Source organism: Pseudomonas sp. GW456-E7 (assembly GCF_059424105.1).
In genome coordinates this window covers 29,916-47,109 of sequence record NZ_JBWKZB010000047.1, presented here as the reverse complement: position 1 = coordinate 47,109, position 17,194 = coordinate 29,916, and the positions used below count along the sequence as shown (strand labels likewise).

At 61.3% G+C, this 17,194-nt stretch carries 17 protein-coding genes and 1 pseudogene; 2 read left to right on the top strand and 16 right to left on the bottom strand.

The window, feature by feature from the left end:
- A partial coding sequence (locus AC07YV_RS24380) for a LysR substrate-binding domain-containing protein (RefSeq protein WP_102702630.1) occupies positions 1-642 on the top strand: 642 nt, incomplete at its 5' end.
- On the opposite strand, the gene AC07YV_RS24375 is transcribed toward AC07YV_RS24380, so the two are convergent.
- On the bottom strand, positions 629-1,792 hold the full coding sequence (locus tag AC07YV_RS24375) for an MFS transporter (RefSeq protein ID WP_102702629.1): 1,164 nt from the start codon (positions 1,790-1,792) through the stop codon (positions 629-631). The genes AC07YV_RS24380 and AC07YV_RS24375 overlap by 14 nt on opposite strands.
- 466 nt (positions 1,793-2,258) lie before the next feature.
- On the opposite strand from AC07YV_RS24375, the gene sstT reads away from it, so the two are divergent.
- Positions 2,259-3,491: a serine/threonine transporter SstT gene (gene sstT, locus AC07YV_RS24370; protein WP_102702628.1), complete on the top strand. Its 1,233-nt coding sequence runs from the start codon at positions 2,259-2,261 to the stop codon at positions 3,489-3,491.
- Positions 3,492-3,683: 192 nt separating this feature from the next.
- On the opposite strand, the gene AC07YV_RS24365 is transcribed toward sstT, so the two are convergent.
- The 15 genes and pseudogenes from AC07YV_RS24365 to AC07YV_RS24295 all read right to left on the bottom strand — a co-directional run.
- A complete protein-coding gene (locus tag AC07YV_RS24365) occupies positions 3,684-4,193 on the bottom strand; it encodes a DUF1993 domain-containing protein (RefSeq protein ID WP_007977144.1) in 510 nt (169 codons plus the stop codon).
- 209 nt (positions 4,194-4,402) lie between these two features.
- Positions 4,403-5,278 (bottom strand): SDR family oxidoreductase, encoded by an 876-nt coding sequence (locus tag AC07YV_RS24360; protein WP_102702627.1) that lies wholly within the window; start codon positions 5,276-5,278, stop codon positions 4,403-4,405.
- Positions 5,279-5,440: 162 nt separating this feature from the next.
- A complete protein-coding gene (locus AC07YV_RS24355) occupies positions 5,441-6,589 on the bottom strand; it encodes an acetyl-CoA C-acetyltransferase (RefSeq protein ID WP_102702626.1) in 1,149 nt (382 codons plus the stop codon).
- 158 nt (positions 6,590-6,747) lie between these two features.
- Positions 6,748-7,803 (bottom strand): acyl-CoA dehydrogenase family protein, encoded by a 1,056-nt coding sequence (locus AC07YV_RS24350; RefSeq protein ID WP_102702625.1) that lies wholly within the window; start codon positions 7,801-7,803, stop codon positions 6,748-6,750.
- Positions 7,804-7,813: 10 nt separating this feature from the next.
- The gene (locus tag AC07YV_RS24345) at positions 7,814-8,980 is read right to left on the bottom strand and encodes an acyl-CoA dehydrogenase family protein (protein WP_102702624.1); all 1,167 of its coding nucleotides are present in this window, start codon (positions 8,978-8,980) and stop codon (positions 7,814-7,816) included.
- 10 nt (positions 8,981-8,990) lie between these two features.
- Entirely contained in the window at positions 8,991-9,746 is a 756-nt protein-coding gene (locus AC07YV_RS24340; protein WP_102702623.1) for an enoyl-CoA hydratase family protein, read from the bottom strand.
- An 11-nt stretch (positions 9,747-9,757) separates the two neighbouring features.
- Positions 9,758-10,825 carry an NAD(P)H-dependent flavin oxidoreductase gene (locus AC07YV_RS24335; protein WP_102702622.1) on the bottom strand — a complete coding sequence of 356 codons (1,068 nt, stop codon included), beginning with the start codon at positions 10,823-10,825 and terminating at the stop codon, positions 9,758-9,760.
- A 2-nt stretch (positions 10,826-10,827) separates the two neighbouring features.
- Positions 10,828-11,700: an enoyl-CoA hydratase gene (locus tag AC07YV_RS24330; RefSeq protein ID WP_102702621.1), complete on the bottom strand. Its 873-nt coding sequence runs from the start codon at positions 11,698-11,700 to the stop codon at positions 10,828-10,830.
- Between the two features lie 25 nt (positions 11,701-11,725).
- Positions 11,726-12,514 (bottom strand): CoA-transferase subunit beta, encoded by a 789-nt coding sequence (locus tag AC07YV_RS24325; protein WP_102702620.1) that lies wholly within the window; start codon positions 12,512-12,514, stop codon positions 11,726-11,728.
- A 12-nt stretch (positions 12,515-12,526) separates the two neighbouring features.
- Positions 12,527-13,408, bottom strand: a complete 882-nt coding sequence (locus AC07YV_RS24320; RefSeq protein ID WP_102702619.1) for a CoA transferase subunit A — start codon at positions 13,406-13,408, stop codon at positions 12,527-12,529.
- Positions 13,409-13,419: 11 nt separating this feature from the next.
- The gene (locus AC07YV_RS24315; protein ID WP_102702618.1) at positions 13,420-14,310 is read right to left on the bottom strand and encodes a VOC family protein; all 891 of its coding nucleotides are present in this window, start codon (positions 14,308-14,310) and stop codon (positions 13,420-13,422) included.
- Positions 14,311-14,573: 263 nt separating this feature from the next.
- Positions 14,574-14,867 carry a DUF6124 family protein gene (locus tag AC07YV_RS24310; RefSeq protein ID WP_095967402.1) on the bottom strand — a complete coding sequence of 98 codons (294 nt, stop codon included), beginning with the start codon at positions 14,865-14,867 and terminating at the stop codon, positions 14,574-14,576.
- A gap of 587 nt (positions 14,868-15,454) precedes the next feature.
- Complete coding sequence (locus AC07YV_RS24305) at positions 15,455-15,889, bottom strand: hypothetical protein (protein WP_015094278.1); 435 nt, start codon at positions 15,887-15,889, stop codon at positions 15,455-15,457.
- A gap of 119 nt (positions 15,890-16,008) precedes the next feature.
- Positions 16,009-16,509, bottom strand: a complete 501-nt coding sequence (locus AC07YV_RS24300) for a DUF4822 domain-containing protein (protein WP_102702617.1) — start codon at positions 16,507-16,509, stop codon at positions 16,009-16,011.
- A gap of 327 nt (positions 16,510-16,836) precedes the next feature.
- Positions 16,837-16,941: pseudogene (locus AC07YV_RS24295) on the bottom strand (DUF6124 family protein); the annotation flags it as partial.
- Positions 16,942-17,194 lie beyond the last annotated feature (253 nt).

Below are 17,194 nucleotides of genomic sequence, written 5' to 3'. Positions count from 1 at the left end.
CCCAATGAGCAGCAGATTCTGTTTCGTGTCGGCGTGGCCGACGTGGTGCCCAAGTCCATCGTCTATCGCCTGATCGCACCCACCATGGAGTTGAGCGAACCGCTGCGCATCACCTGCCGCGAAGACAAGCTTGAACGTTTGTTGGCCGACCTGGCGATCCAGCGCCTGGACCTGGTGATCTCCGACAGCCCGATGCCGTCGCACCTGGACATCAAGGGCTACAGCCAGAAACTGGGTGAGTGCGGGATCAGCTTCTTCGCCACCCCTGAGCTGGCGGCACGTTTCGGTCAGGACTTCCCGCGCAACCTGCACGGCGCGCCGCTGCTGATTCCCGGCCCGGAAACCGTGGTGCGCAGCCGTTTGCAGCGCTGGTTCGCCGAGCAGCAGATTCAACCGCAGATTGTCGGCGAGTTCGACGACAGCGCCCTGATGCAGGCCTTCGGCCAATCCGGCAGCGGGATCTTCATCGGCCCGAGCGTGATTGCCGATGAAGTGCAACGCCAGTATGGCGTGCAAGTGATCGGCCAGACCGACGCGGTGAGCGAGTCGTTCTATGCCATCTCAGTGGAGCGCAAGGTCAAGCACCCCGGCATTGTCGCCATTACCGAAGGTGCCCGACGCGAGCTGTTTACAGCGCTGTAACCGCTTCGCGCGGCTTGAACGTCATCAGGGCGATGGCCAGCAGGATCGAAGCCAGGATGAAAGCGGCGGCGGCAAAGCCAAGGCCTTGCAGGCCGACGCTGTCGATCACCCGGCCACCGATCATTGCGCCCAGGCCGATGCCGAGGTTGGCCCCGGCGATGTTCAGCGACGCGGCAAATGCCGGCGCTTCGGGCGCGGCTTTCATCAGGCGCACATGGCTGACCAGGAACAACGCCGCCTGAGTCACGCCCCAGATGCCCATCGCCGCCGCCAGACCGAGCGGCGAATGGATGTTCGGCACCAGCGCCACCAGGCCGGCAATCATGAACGCGCAGAACATCATCGACGCCATTAGCGGATGCCGATCCACTGCCCGGCCGCCCAGGGAGTTACCGATCAACCCGACCGCGCCGAAGCCCATCAGGCACCAGCCGACCACGGTGCCGTTGAAGCCGGCCAGACGCTCGAGGATGTCGGCCAGATAGGTATAGGCCGTGAACATGCCGCTGAACACGATCACCGACAACAGCACATGACCGAGCATCAGCGGGCTGCGCAGGATCTTGAACTGCGACAGGAAGCTCACCTGATGCTGGTGCAGGTTGGTCCTGGGCAGATAGATAAACAGCAGCAGCGCCTTGGCAAAGGCGATGACCGCCAGAATCGCAAAGGCACTGCGCCAGCCGAACGCATCGGAAATCAGCGTGCCCACCGGAATGCCGAACACCGTGGCGCAGACGATGCCGAAGCCGATCTTGGCAATGGCGCGACCGGCGTAATCCGGCCCGACGATGTCCACCGCCGTCTCGCTGGCCAGCGCCCAGAACACCGGCAGCCCCAGCGCCGGGATCAACCGGGCAAACGCCATCACCCAGATGTTCGGCGCCAGCGCCGCCAGCGTATTGGCCAGGCCAAACAGGATCAGCACCGAGATGAACAGCTTGCGCCGCTCGAAGCGGGCGAAGTACGCGGTGAGGAACGGCCCGAACGCGGCCACGGTGAACGCGAACAAGGTCACCAGCAAACCGGCCTGCGGGATGCTGACCTCCAGGTCCCTGGCGATCGCCGGCAACAGGCCAACGATGATGAATTCCGTGGTCAGCACCGTGAAACCGGCGGCAGACAACAGAAGAATGGGCAACAACCGCATGCACAACTCCAGAAAACGACGACACCAGCGATAGCCCGAAGGCCCACTGGCAGACATGAAAATGAGGATGGCGAATCTTAACAGAGTGTTTTCGGATGCGGTTGCACGAACCTGCAATTCGCGTTGAAGACCAGGGCGTCAGTTCGTCACAGGTCTGAAGGATCGTACCTGCGCTGTGATAAAGTCCGCGCCCTGAAAAAAGTACACCCTGTGGTTAATGCCGATTATTTAAGGGCAAAACCTGTGGGAGCGAGCTTGCTCGCGATGGCGGACTGTCAGACAACGCAACTATGGACTGTGCCACCGTCATCGCGAGCAAGCTCGCTCCCACAAGAAATGCGACGTTCAACACCTTAAAAGACATTGATCCCTGTGTTTCCTTCTCGGTTTCCTGCCTGTGGCCTGCCCTGTTTGTTGCCGCAAACCTGCGAAACCATGCATTAATAAAAATCAGAGATGCTGTTTTATGACTGCTTCATCCCCTTCTCTATTGCACCGCCTTAAACGCTTGAGCCTGGTCACGCAGATCGTGATCGGCCTGATCGCCGGTATTGCCCTGGCCCTGTTTGCCCCCGACGTGGCCAAATCCACGGCGTTCATCGGCAAAGTGTTTGTCTCGGCGCTGAAAGCCGTCGCGCCGATTCTGGTGTTCGTGCTGGTCATGGCGTCGATTGCCAACCACAAGCACGGCCAGGAAACCCACATCCGGCCGATTCTGTTCCTGTATCTGCTGGGCACTTTCGCCGCCGCCGTGGTCGCGGTGGTTGCCAGCATGACGTTCCCGTCGAGCCTCGTGCTGTCGACCCAGGACGTCGCGGTCACAGCACCGGGCGGGATTGGCGAAGTGCTGCAAAGCCTGTTGCTGAGTGTGGTCGACAATCCGGTCAGCGCGCTGATGAACGCCAATTTCATCGGCATCCTGGCGTGGGCCATCGGCATGGGCATCGCCATCCGTCATGCCGGCGACACCACCCGCGAAGTACTGGGCGACCTGTCCAACGGCGTGACCGTGATCGTGCGTCTGGTGATCAGCTTCGCCCCGCTGGGGATCTTCGGCCTGGTGGCCTCGACCCTCGCCACCTCCGGCTTCGGCGCCTTGATCGGCTATGCGCACCTGCTGGCCGTGCTGCTGGGCTGCATGCTGTTCGTGGCACTGGTGATGAACCCGATCATTGTCTTCTGGAAACTGCGCCGCAACCCGTACCCGCTGGTGCTGACCTGCCTGCGCGAAAGCGGCATCACCGCATTCTTCACCCGCAGTTCGGCGGCGAACATTCCGGTCAACTTGGAACTGAGCAAGCGCCTGGGCCTGCACGAAGACACCTACTCGGTATCGATCCCGCTGGGCGCGACGATCAACATGGCGGGTGCTGCGATCACCATCACCGTGCTGACCCTGGCGGCCGTGCACACTCTGGGCATCGCCGTGGACATTCCGACCGCGATCCTGCTGAGCGTGGTCGCGGCGATCTGCGCCTGTGGCGCTTCGGGTGTGGCCGGTGGTTCGCTGTTGCTGATTCCGCTGGCCTGCAGCCTGTTCGGCATCCCGAGCGAAATCGCCATGCAGGTGGTGGCGGTCGGTTTCATCATCGGCGTGTTGCAGGACTCGGCGGAAACCGCGCTGAACTCGTCCACCGATGTGCTGTTCACGGCGGCGGCTTGCCTGGGTGAAGAACAGAAGGCCCAACACGCGGCCTGACTAACACCGCAAAACTTGTGGGAGCGAGCCTGCTCGCGAAGGGGCCGTCAGCCTCAACGTAACCATTGACTGATACACCGCTTTCGCGAGCAGGCTCGCTCCCACAGGGGGTTGTGGTGAAGTGAAGAATGCTGAAATATGAAAAAGCCCCCGCAGCCTCAGGTTGCGGGGGCTTTTTTGTACCTGGACGGTTTAGAACGCGCCCATGTAGTCGCGCTTGCCCACTTCCACGCCATTGTGGCGCAGCAGTGCATAAGTGGTGGTGACGTGGAAGAAGAACTGCGGCAGGCCGTAGGTCAGCAGGTAGGCTTGGCCACTGAAGCGCTTCTCTTTCGGCGTGCCCGGACGGGTAACGATCTCGATGCCTTCCTTGCCGTTGATCTGCTCCGGCGTGAACTCGCCGATGTAAGCCAGAACTTTGCTCAGCAGCGCTTGCAGTTCGGCGAAAGTGGTTTCGGTGTCGTCGTACTTCGGCACTTCAACTTCAGCCAGACGCGAAGAAACGCCCTTGGCGAAATCAACGGCGATCTGCACCTGGCGCACCAGCGGGAACATGTCCGGGAACAGGCGCGCTTGCAGGAAGGCGTTAGGGTCGATGTTTTTTTCGGTGGCGTGAGCCTCGGCCTTTTTCAGTACATCGCTCAGGGCGTTGAGCATTTGCTGGAAAACAGGCACGGAAGCGTCGTACAGGGAAATGGTCATGGCAGGTCTCGTGTGGTGACGGGAGGATCGCGGGAAACCTGTGGGAGCGAGCTTGCTCGCGATGGACGTGAACGATAACGCGTTCTGTCTGAATACACGCGTTGCGCTGGAGTCCATCGTCGGAACGCCGCCCGGAGCAAGCTCGCTCCCACAGGGGTTCGATTTTGGCCGATTATAGCCGCGTGCCGCCCATCTGAGACCGGTCTTTTTCAGCTGCCGTACACTTTGGCTGCCGGAACAGCCTGAGCCACAAGCTGTGCGACGGCATCGCCCATCTCGCCCACCGCCCAGCGGCCCTGGCGATCCAGTTGCGGGCCACGGCGCCAGCCATCGGCGATCGACAACTTGCCGCCCTCGACTTCGAACATCTGCCCGGTCACCTCGGCGGACGCCTCGGAACCCAGCCACACCACCAGCGGCGCGACGTTTTCCGGGGCGAAATAATCGAAGCCCTCTTCAGGCTTTTTCATGGTGTCGGCGAACACCTGCTCGGTCATCCCGGTCCGCGCGGCCGGCGCCAGGGCGTTGGCGGTGATCCCGTAGCGGCGCAGTTCAGCCGCCTGCACCAGCGTCAGCGAGGCAATACCGCCCTTGGCCGCCGCGTAGTTGGACTGGCCAATGGAACCCTGCAAACCGGCGCCGGAACTGGTGTTGATGATCCGCGCATCGACCCTGGCGCCACCCTTGGCCTGCTCACGCCAGTACTTCACGGCGTGGCTGGAAATGCAGAAGTGGCCCTTGAGGTGCACCGCCACCACCGCGTCCCAGTCGGCTTCGCTGAGGCTGGCGAACATGCGGTCGCGGCAGATGCCGGCGTTGTTGACCACCACATTCAGGTCGCCAAAGGTTTCGATGGCCTGGCGCACGATCAGCCCTGCCGAGTCATAACGGGTGATGTCGTCGCTGTTGGCCACGGCACTGCCGCCCTGGCCGAGGATTTCGCCGACCACGGCCAGGGCCGCTTCGCGGTTGATGTCGTTGACCACCACCTTCGCGCCTTCGGCGGCGAAGGCCAGCGCATAGGCGCGGCCCAGGCCACCGCCGGCACCGGTGATGATCACGACGCGGTTTTCACAGATTTTCATGTTGTTCATCCTTCAATTTCATCACTAATCGACACAATTCCCTGTAGGAGCGAGCCTGCTCGCGATGGTCGTTAACGAATACGCGGGGTATCTGAATAACCGCGTCGTTCTTGAGTCCATCGCGAGCAGGCTCGCTCCTACAGGATCGGTGTACATCCTGATTTACAAGCGCTCGATGATGGTCACATTGGCCTGCCCACCGCCTTCGCACATGGTCTGCATACCGAAGCGTCCGCCGCTGCGTTCCAGTTCATGCAGCAAGGTGCACATCAAGCGGGTGCCGGTGGCGCCCAGCGGATGGCCGAGGGCAATCGCGCCGCCGTTGACGTTGGTCTGTTCGTGGGGATAGCCGGTCTCTTTCAACCAGGCCATGGCCACCGAAGCGAAGGCCTCGTTGATCTCCACCCGGTCGATGTCTTCCAGTTTCATCCCCGCACGCTTGAGCGCGTAGGCCGTGGCCGGGATAGGCGCAGTGAGCATCCAGATCGGGTCTTCGGCGCGCACGCTCAGGTGATGGATGCGTGCCCGTGGCGTCAGGCCGTAACGCTTGAGCGCCGCTTCGGAGACGATCAGCATCGCGCTGGCCGCGTCGCAGGTCTGGCTCGATACCGCGGCGGTGACCCGGTCGCAGCCGAACAGGAATTCCAGCTCGGCCATTTTTTCCAGGCTGGTCTGGCGCGGGGTTTCGTCATGCAGCACACCGGCCAACGGCACGATCTCGCGATTGAAGCGACCTTGCTCGATGGCCTGCAGGGCCCGTCGATGGGATTCCAGCGAATAGGCTTCGAGCTGCACCCGGGACAGGTCCCACTTTTCGGCGATCATCTGCGCCGAACGGAACTGCGTCGGTGGTTGCGCGCCGTAGCGCCGCACCCAGCCTTCGGAGCCGCTGAACGGATCGGTGAAGCCCAAGGGCTCGGCAGCGATCATCGCCGAGGAAATCGGGATCTGGGTCATGGTCTGCACGCCACCGGCGATGACCACGTCCTGAGTGCCACTCATCACCGCCTGGGCGGCGAAGTGCACCGCTTGCTGGGACGAACCGCACTGGCGATCGATGGTGGTGCCCGGCACCGATTGCGACAGGCCGGCCGCCAGCCAACTGGTGCGGGCAATGTCACCGGCCAGCGGGCCGATGGTGTCGACACAGCCGAAGATCACGTCGTCGTAATCCTCGTCGGGAATGGCGTTGCGCTCGACCAGTGCGCGCAATACATGCGCGCCCAGGTCGGCGGCGTGGATCTGGCTCAAACCACCCTTGCGCCGCCCGGTGGGCGTGCGCAAGGCGTCGACGATATAGGCTTCAGGCATGGTCTACCTCGGTATAAAAATTAAGATCAGGCGCTGATAACCTGTGGGAGCGGGCTTGCTCGCGAAAGCGGTGGGTCAGGCAACATACCTGTTGAATGTGCCGGCCTCTTCGCGAGCAAGCCCGCTCCTACAGGGATTTCGTCACCCTTACTGACTGTTTAGAAAGTACTGCCCGCACCCAGCTCTGGGGTGCCGTCAAACAACGCCGCGCGAATCCGTCCTTTGTGACGACCGCGATCGCCCCAGACCTTGTCCAGCGCCCAGGCGCGTTTCATGAACAGATGCAGATCGACTTCCCAGGTGTAACCCATGGCGCCGTGGGCCTGGATGGTGTTCTTCGCCGCCAGCATGGCCGCTTCCGCCGTTGCCAGCTTGGCGTGGGACACCAGCACGTCCTGCCCCGGTTGCTGCTCGGCCAGCGCATAAGCGGCGCGGTACAACGGGCCTTTGGCGAACTCGATCTGTACCGCGACGTTGGCCATCAAGTGCTTGACCGCCTGGAACGAGCCGACCGGCTTGCCGAACTGCTTGCGCTCGAAGGTGTAGTCCACCGCCAGGTCGACCATGCGTTTGGCCAGCCCCAGCAATTGCGCGGCGCTGGCGAGGGCGCCACGGTTGAAGGCGGCTGCCCACAAGCGCCGTCCTTGTTCGCCGCTGGCCACGCAAGTAGCGGGCGTCGGCGTCCATTCGACCTGGAACAGTTGACGGCTCGGGTCGACCGACTCGTTGCGGGTCAGGCAAACGGCATCACGCTCCAGCGCATGTACCTCGTCGCCATGGGCCAGCAACAGCAGATCGGCAACATGGGCATCGCTGACCAGCGGGTTACCCGGTTCAGAAACGGCCAGGCGTGCACTGCCCTCGGCGACCCGCGCCAACCAGTATTGCTTGAGCGCCGCGTGTTGCTCATCAAGGGCGGCGAGCAACGGCACGCCAACCAGCATGGTGTCCACCAGCGGTTCGGGCAGACCGGCGTAACCGCATTCCTGGGCAATCAGCACAAAATCCAATTCATTCATGCCCATGCCGTCCTGCGCCTCGGGCACGGTCAGCGCGGTCAGGCCCAGCTCCACCAGTTGCGCCCAGAGTCGCTCACTGCGCCCGCTGTCGCTCTGCCACAGTTCGCGGATGCGCTCCGGGGTGACTTCGTTGATCAGGAAGCTGCGGACGTTGTCCTGAAACAGCAGTTGGTCGCGGCTGAAACTAAAGTCCATGGTCTATTCCTCAGGCACGCGGCATGCCGAGCATGCGTTCGGCAATGATGTTGCGCTGGATCTCGTTGGTGCCGGCGTAGATCGGCCCGGCCTGGGCAAACAGGAAACCTTCCAGCCAATGGCCGACGTCACCGGCGGCCGGGGCTTGGGGCAGCAGCTCGCCACGCAGGCCAAGAATGCTCATGGCGGTGTCGTGCATGCGCTGGTCGAGTTCGGACCAGAAGATCTTGTTGGTCGACGACTCCGGCCCGATCTTGCCGCCCTGCACCAGTTGCGAGGCGGTCATGTAGGTGCTCAAGGTGTAGGCCTCGGCATCGAGCCAGGCGCGCATTACCGCCTCACCGATGGCCGGGTCGCGGTCGGCCTGCTCGCGGTTGGCCAGGTACAGTTGCACCAGACGCTTGGCGGTTTCCTGGAAACGCGCAGGCGAGCGCAGCAACAAACCGCGTTCGAAACCGGCGGTGGACATCGCCACGTGCCAACCCATGCCTTCGCCGCCGAGGGCGTTTTCCACCGGCACCTTGACGTCGTCGAAGAAGATTTCGGCAAAGCCCGGCAAGCCATTGAGCTGCGGAATCGGCCGCACGGTGATGCCCGGCGTATTCAGCGGCAGCAGGATGAAGGTCAGGCCGTGATGGCGCTGGGACTGTGGATCGGTACGGAAAATACCGAACACCCAATCGGCCCACACGGCGCGGGTCGACCAGGTCTTCTGGCCATTGATCACATAGTGGTCACCCACCCGTTCCGCCTTGGAGCGGATCGCCGCCATGTCGGAACCGGCACCCGGCTCGGACCAGGCCTGGGCCCAGATGTCCTCGCCGGTGGCCATGCGCGGCAGGAATCGAGCTTTCTGATCGAAGCTGCCGTACTCCATCAGGGTCGGGCCGAGCAGGAAGATACCGTTCTGGTTGACCCGTGCCGGCGCCCCGGAACGGTAGTATTCCTCTTCGAAAATCAGCCATTCGATCAGGTCGCAGCCGCGCCCGCCGAGCTCGGTCGGCCAGGTGACCATGCCCCAACGGCCTTCGTTGAGTTTGGCTTCCCAGGCGCGGTGCTCGGCAAAGCCCTGTTCGGTGTCGAACGATTGCAGCGGTTCACTCGGTACATTGGCCGCCAGCCAGGTCCGCGCCTCAACGCGAAAGGCCTGCTGGGCCGGGGTATAGGTCAGGTCCATGGGTATGCCTTCAGCCGTTGAATCGGGCATCGCGTTTCTCGACGAACGAGTCGCGTGCTTCCTGAGAGTCCAGTGAGCGGTAGGCTTCGAGGGTGAAGCCCTGCTCCCAGCGGTATTTGTCTTCCAGATTGCCGTCTTCGATGCCGGTCAGCGCTTCCTTGGCCAGGCTGATCATGCCCGGGCTCTTGGCGGCGATGGTGCGGGCGATCTGCAACGCGGCTTCGCGCAAGTCTTCGCGCTTGACCACCTGCTCCACGGCGCCCAGACGGTAAGCCTCGGCGGCGTCGATCGGCTCGCCGGTGAAGTACATGTGGCGGACCTTCTGCACCGGGAACAGGCGCTGCAAATGCGCGCCGCCGCCCATGGCCCCGCGATCCACTTCCGGCACGCCGAAGGTGGCGCACTCGGACGCGACGATGATGTCGGCGGCGCCGCAGATGCCGATGCCGCCACCCAGGACGAAGCCGTGCACGGCCACGATCACCGGTTTCGGGTTGCGGTGAATGGCCTTGAAGCTGTCGTAGTTGCCCTTGTTCACCGCGACGATCAGGTTGCCGTCGGCCGCCAGTTCCTTGATATCGACCCCGGCACAGAAGCCGCGACCTTCGGCACGAATCACGATCACCCGCACGTCGTTGTTACGGCCCAGGCCCTCGATCTCGCTAGCGATATCCGCCCAGCCCTGGTTGTTGAAGGCGTTGACCGGCGGCCGGTTGAACACCAGTTCGGCAATGCCGTTATCGATGCTGACACTAAATGGTTTCATGTCTTTTCCTCTTACGACACACGGCGGCACAGCTCACCCAGGCGCGCTTCGGCGTCGCGGACGATCTGTTCAATCAATTGGGCGCAGCTGGGCAAGCTGTCGATGGATGCGGCGATCTGTCCGGCAGGCAACACGCCCGCGGCCGGTTGCCCGTCGACCATGGCTTTCTGGATCACCATTGGCGCGTTGGCGGCCATGATGCTTTGCGCGGCGGTCAGCTCTCCGGCGCCGCGCATTTTCAGCGCGCTGGTCAGCAGTTGCATCAGGCTCATGCCCGTGTGGCGGCGGTAGGCCAGACCACTCTGCAAGGCCAGCAACAGGCGCTTGAGACCGCCGCTGTTTTCCAGCTGGTTGAGCAATTCGTTGCGGATCATCCGTTGCGGCATGCCGTCGATGGCGCGGCTGATGATGATCGCCGCCGGGTCCTTGACCGCCAGGTAGCGCGCCAGGGTCGCCTGCGGCACCGGGCTGTCGGCGCACATCAGAAAACGCGTGCCCATGGCGATGCCTTCGGCACCGTAGGCCAATGCAGAAACCAGCCCCTTACCGTCCTTGAAGCCGCCCGCCGCCACCACCGGCACTGAGACTGCGTTGACCACTTGATCGAGCAGCATCAAGGTCGGCACGGAACCGGTGTGCCCACCGCCCTCGCCGCCCTGTACCGTCACCGCATCGGCGCCCATTTCCACGGCTTTCTGCGCATGCTTGAGTGCGCCGACCGTGGGAATGCACACCACCCCGGCATCTTTCAGGCGGCCGATCATTTGCTTGCCCGGCGAGCGGCTGTAGCTGACCGCCCGGACTTTATGGCGCAACACCAGCTCGACGATCTCGCCGGCATTGGCCTGGTACATGTGGAAATTCACGCCGAACGGCTGATCGGTCAGGCGCCGGGTTTCGATAATCGCCGCTTCCATCTGCTGCGGTTCGATGGTCGCACCGGCGAGAAAGCCGAAACCACCGGCATTGCCCGTGGCCGCCACCAGCTTCGGGTCAGCGACCCAGCCCATGGCGGTCTGGATGATCGGGTAGCGGCAACCGAGCAGTTCGGTCAGGCGGGTATTCAACGAAATCGCCATGCTCACGCCTCGCCCGTTTTGCGCTGGGAACTGGCCATGGCCTTGGCGTCGTAGCCGCCGAGGCGGTCACCGGACACCAGTTCGTTGTGGGCGTGGGCGAAGTGATGCAGGCCGAACACCATGTCCATGGTCGCGCGCTTGCCCATCAGGTCTTCGGCGTTGTTCACCGCTTGCTTGCTCAGTTGCAGACCCAGGCGCGGCATCTGGGCGATGCGCCCGGCGATGTCGAGGGTCTGTTGTTCCAGCTCGTCGCGAGCAACCACCCGATTGAGCATGCCCATCTGATAGGCACGCGGTGCCGGCATGCGCTCGCCGAGGAACAGGAATTCCTTGGCGATGCGCGGGTTCAATTCATGCACGTGGGCGAAATACTCGACCCCGGGAATGCCCATGCGCACCACCGGATCGGCGAAGTACGCATCATCGCTGGCGACGATCAGGTCGCAGACCCAGGCCAGCATCAGCCCACCTGCAATGCACGCGCCCTGGACCATGGCGATGGTCGGCTTGGGCATCTCGCGCCAGCGCCGGCACATGCCCAGATAGACTTCCTGCTCCCGGGCATAGAGAAACTCGCCGCCCGGTTTGTTCACATGGTCGTACCACAGGCTGGCGCGATCGAAGCTCTTGTCGACGTCGCGGCCCGGGGTGCCGATGTCATGCCCGGCGGAGAAATGCTTGCCGGCGCCGCGCAACACGATGACCTTCACTTCATCGTCATCGCAGGCCCGGCGAAACGCCGCGTCCAGCGCATAAGTCATCTGCGAGTTCTGTGCGTTGTGGTACTCGGGACGGTTCATGGTGACGATTGCCACCGCGTCGCGCACTTCGTACAGGACCACCTCGGCCTCGTTCTTGTCGTTATGTTCAGCCATCACTTGTCTCCGAAAACGCGGGCGCTCAGCGCTGGCCTGGCGGGTTGTCTTTAAGCTGCAGGGCGCGCAGGTTGTGCGGGTCCAGACGCTGGATCAGTTGCAATTGCTCGGTGGTCGGGGCGGCGGTGGTCGGGCAGTCGTCCGGCACGTGCAACTCGAAGCCGGTGTTGTCCTGGACCTGCGCCGCCGTCACGCCGGGGTGCAGCGAACGAATGCGCATCTGCCGTTGCGGGCCCAGGAAATCCAGGACGCAGAGGTCGGTGATGATCAGGCGGATGTCGATGTCGTCCAGCTTCCAGCCCCGCGCCAGGCGGGCCGGGTTGTAGCCGACCGAGGCGACCATATCGACTTCGCCTTCGACGAACACCCGACGGTTGTGGCTCGGCACGCAAAACGAGTTGGCGTGGCTGATCGAGTTGCCGGGGAAACCGCGCACACCGAGCATCTGCGCCTTGGGCTTGGCGTAGTCGCCGATGCAGGAAATGTTCGCCTGGCCAAAGCGGTCGATCTGGGTCGGGCCGACCAGTGCATGGCGCTTGCCGCCCCAGACGTTATCGAAAATCCGCGAGAAACCCATCCAGCTGTCGCGCTTGGGCTCGTAGCCCTTGCGTGCGCCCAAAGGCACCGGTTCGGCGACCATGTAGGCCTCGGAGTCAGTCATCAGCAGTTGCGGGTTGCTGCTGAGCATGGCCAAGGATGCCGCCAGGCGCGGGATCACGCCGATGCCGGTGGCCAACACTTCGCCATCTTCGCGCCAGGCTTCAGAGGCGGCGCAGATCATCAGCTCGGCGAGGCTGTAAGTGGTAGTGCTCATCGGAAGGCTCCCTTAGAAAATCGGCAACGGCAGTTCACGGATCGCAGCCAGGCCGCCAACCTTGTCCAGGTACTGTTCGTGGGTGCAGTCGACGTAGTCGCGCACGTAACCTTCCCAGCCATCGGCGGCCTGCACCGTGGCGTTGTAGGCCTTGAAGTGCGCGACATCGAAACCGTACAGCGGCGCGCAGGACGACGGATGTGCCCCGCCCGGCACGTGGGCCACGGCGGTAGTCAGATTGCGTTCCCAGAACACTTGATGGGCGTGGGCGCTGTCCTGATGAAAGTAGTCGCTGTCGACCAGTTCATCGCAGGTCACGTAGCTGTGGGTTGCAGCCCGTACGAACAGGTCGTCCATGTAATGATCCGGGCCGCTGATCTGGCACACGCCGCGTTTGTCGGCACGGTCGACATGCACCAGCGCTGCGTCGAGCTTGAGCGCCGGCATGGCCACCCAGTCCTTGCCATCGGCGTACGGCGAGGCGATCAACTTGATCTGGCGGTTGTGGCGCAGCACATCGGTGCCCAGGCCCACGGCGGTCGGAATGAATGGCACATTCATCGCCGCCGCCCGCAGACCGAGCAGCAGCATGCCTTCGTCGATCTCCATCACTTCCAGCGCCGCTTCCTGACGCGCCTTGCGGAAGTACGGCTCCAGCGGAATGAAATCCAGGGAAACGAAGGCGAACACCAGTTTCTTGATCTTGCCGGCCGCGCAGAGCATGCCGACATCGGCACCACCGTATGCAACAACAGTTAGCTCCTTGAGGTCCGAGCGCAGAATTTCGCGCACCAGCGCCATCGGCTTGCGGCGCGGGCCCCAGCCACCGATACCGATGGTCATGCCGTCACGCAGTTGGCCGACAATCTCGGCGGTGGTCATTTGCTTGTCCATCGTCTTGTTCCTCATTGGCGACCGACACTGAAGTCGTGGCCCCAGTGGCTGACCACGGTGCTTTCGAACGGCGTGTGGCGGTCCCAGTCGACCACCAGGCCGTCGCAGCCGTACTCCAGGTCAAACCCGGACGGGGTCTTGATATAGAAAGAAATCATCTGGTCGTTGGTGTGCTGGCCGAGGGTGGCCGACAGCTTCACGCCATTGGCGTGGACGCGGTCCAGGGCGCGGCCGACTTCATCCAGCGCGTTGACCTCGACCATCATATGCACGCAGCCGTGGGGCATCGGGCACTCGAAAATCGCCAGCGAGTGGTGGCGGCCGTTGTTGCAGTGCAGGAAGTGGATGCGCTTTTGCGGCTCGGCCGGGTCCGGGGTGAAGCGGACTTTCATCAGGTCCGAAAGGCCAAAACCCATCACCTGTTCGTAGAAGTCGCGGCAGCGTTCGAAGGCGGGTGCTGGCAATACGACGTGGCCCATGCCGAGGTCGTTGGTGACAAAACCTTTGACGCCCACCGGCGAGACGAAACGAGCGAAGTCCTGCAGCGGGCCCCAGAAAATTTCGTGGCGATTGCCATCCGGGTCGCTGAAGTGCACCAGGTCCTGAACCTTGCGCAGCTCGGCCTCGGCTGGGGTGCCACGGGTCACTTGCACGTCGGCCTGTTGCAGCTCGCCGACCGCCTGCTCCAGCGCCGCCTTGCCGGCCACTTCCCAGCCGCAGGCACCGAAGCCGTTCTCGGCACTGTTCTGCACCAGCACGCGGTAATGACGCTCGTCCATTTTCAGGTACAAAAGCTCATCGTCGCCGCTGACCATCATGCCCAGCACCTGGCTTGCGTAGTGGCGCCATTGCGCCAGGTCGCTGGATAACAGGGTGACGTAACCCAGACCGCGGATATCCATGGATGCACTCCTCGTTTTACTCAGGCGGTGCCGCCCTTCGGCTGGCGCCGGGGGAGACTTTATGTAAGGCCTATTCAAACGGGTTCGGGGAGGGTCAACATCGTCCAATGGGACTAGCGGAAATGATGGCTGGGGCATCAAAAATAACTTGTGGGAGCGAGCCTGCTCGCGAAGGCGGAGTGTCAGGCAACAACAATGTTGTATGTGCCGGCCTCTTCGCGAGCAGGCTCGCTCCCACAGTTTTCACATTTGCAGATCAGTAGCTATTCAGGTGGGTCTAGCCGATCCAGTGCACGGTTCACCGACAGCTCGCCGAGCATGATGATCTGGGCGATGCCCAGCAGGGTGTGGCGGCTTGGGCCCTCGGTATGGTCCGCCAGATCGAGTGTCATGACATTCGCCGAGGCCAGCGATTGGCAGGCATCGCCCAGCAGGGTTTGGGCATCGAGTTCGGGATTGACGGTGTACATGGTGCTGGGTTTGCGCGGCATGGCGCGGATGTCGGCGAGTGAGGGGATGCGTTCGGTTTCGGGGGGATTAGGTGAAGGTTTGACCATGATTCAGTCTCCAGAAATTGGAGCCGTCACCCAATTGCGACCAAACAAGGGGGTGGCAGCTGTACGCAGGTTAGTCGACCGGGGAGACACGAAACCGGCGCGCCCGAGAGCGCCCTGCGCACAGCTACCATCAAGTGCAGACATGAAATGACCTGACTTTTTGGAATGCATGCACGCTTCGTGTAACCACAGGCGACTAAACCCGATCACTGATGGGCAGTGACACGAATCAAGTTACCGAGGGGGTCCAAGGCGCACAAGCCGGCGGATTCTGGCGTACCTGTAGGCAACGACGCAAGGCGCTGTAGCTTTCAAGAAGTGATTCCGACAGGCATTAAACAACCCTCACAAACACCCTGTAGGAGCTGCCGAAGGCTGCGATCTTTTGATCTTGATCTTCTCGGCATCGATAAAAATCAAGATCAAAAGATCGCAGCCTGCGGCAGCTCCTACAGAGGTGTGGTGGCTGTGGGATGAGTGCAGGCATAAAGAAACGGGCCAGAAATGGCCCGTTTGAGGAAAGTGCAATTGTGTTCGCCGCCGAGGTAAATCCTGCACGTTCAAGACGCTGCGCATTGGCTCTGTGATTACTGGGTAGACTTGGCTTCTCGCACTTTCTTTTGCTCTGCCAGGGCTATTTCCTTGAAATCATAGGTCGGAAAGAATTCTGTCCGGTAACTGCCCCACGCGGTGTTTTCGAGTGCGAGGTTGACCGCGGCGAGACGCGAGGCAGGCAGGCGTAGAACGATGACCTGTCCTATCCCCATGGTTATATTCCAGCTGACAACCTCCACCCCGGCCGGAGGGAACACCTTGTAAAAATCCTGTTTGGCGAGTTGCTCTTTCAACTCCCCCAATGGGCGCGATTGATCGTGCTTCAGGAAAACAGTCAGCATGAGTGCATTATCTGGCGTGGCGATAGCGTCTTTTGCCGCCGAAGGCGTTGTCGGCTGTGCATGGGCGCCAGCCGAGTATATTCCGGCCAGTAGTAGCGTAGACATCAATAGCGTTCTGAATTTCATACTCATGTTGCACCTTTTATTTTTGGGTTTTTATGGATGCCACTTCAGAGTGGCGTCATTTAACGCGGACGCCTTGAAGTATCGAAATAACTACTTAATAAATGACTGCCGAAAGGCTTTTAGTGCGACATCGAGGTCTTTAAAGGTCCTCTGTAGGGCGCATGGACCACATAGATCCGGACAGGCGCATTGGTATCTACCATGTCGCGAGGCACCTCTCGTGAGTAGGTGAATTCTTCGTCATTCAACTTTTCCAGTCTTCTGACCACCGTTCTGACCGTTCCTTTATCAGGCACCAGGATATGCGTTGTTTTGTCACCGGTGACAAGGAAGTAACCGCCGCCGCCATTGTCATACTTTGATTGCCCGGTATCGGTATAAAAAAATTCATAGCGATTACGGCCGGGATCCCACATGGATATCCCAACAACACCCGGATATTTTTCCTTGACGTCTACTTCCGGGGCTCCCTCTATATAAACCTTGGTTGTCAACCATTGAGGAGATGTGGCCAATGCCTGAATATCAGTCTTATCCTCCATCTGCTTTCCATGGCTGACCAGTGGACTGAGTAATCCAGCGAGGAGCAGGCCTTTAAACATTGCGTGGTATTTTCGCATGGAATAATTCCTTTCCGAGTTTAGTGGCGACGTTTGTTTGTTATTTTTGCTCTCGTTAAAAAAATAATCACTGCGAGCAGCTGATGAAATATAGGAGCGATATCAACCACTCACAATGCCAAGTATATATTTGCAACAATTGCAGCAGTAATGACCTTCAATAAAGCCCAACAAAATAATGGGCGTTTGAACCTCTTCGTCAATACCCGGAAATCCCTGTAGGAATTATCGCTGGTCGCGATTTTCTGATCTTGATCTTCTCGGAGTCGATGGAAAATAGAGATCAAAAGATCGCAAACCGCGGCAGTTCCTGGCGTTGCGTTGTGCAGGTGGTGATATTTGGTCCAGCACCCGGTTCGCCGTGATCTCCGCCAGCATCACGCCATTTGAAATACCCAGCAAAACATTGCGTGAGCTGCCCTCCAAATGGTCCCCCCCTGTAGGAGCTGCCGAAGGCTGCGATCTTTTGGCAGAGTTGGAGTGGCCGAAGATCAAAAGATCGCAGCCTGCGGCAGCTCCTACAGAGGTGTGGTGGCTGTGGGGTTGGTGCAGGCATAAAAAAACGGGCCTTGGGGACCCGTTGGAAAGGTGACCTGACGTCCGTGCCAGGCCTGTAACACAAGCGATCAATTTCCTTGTGCTACTTCCTGTGGCGAGGGGGCTTGCCCCCGTGGGACTACGAAGT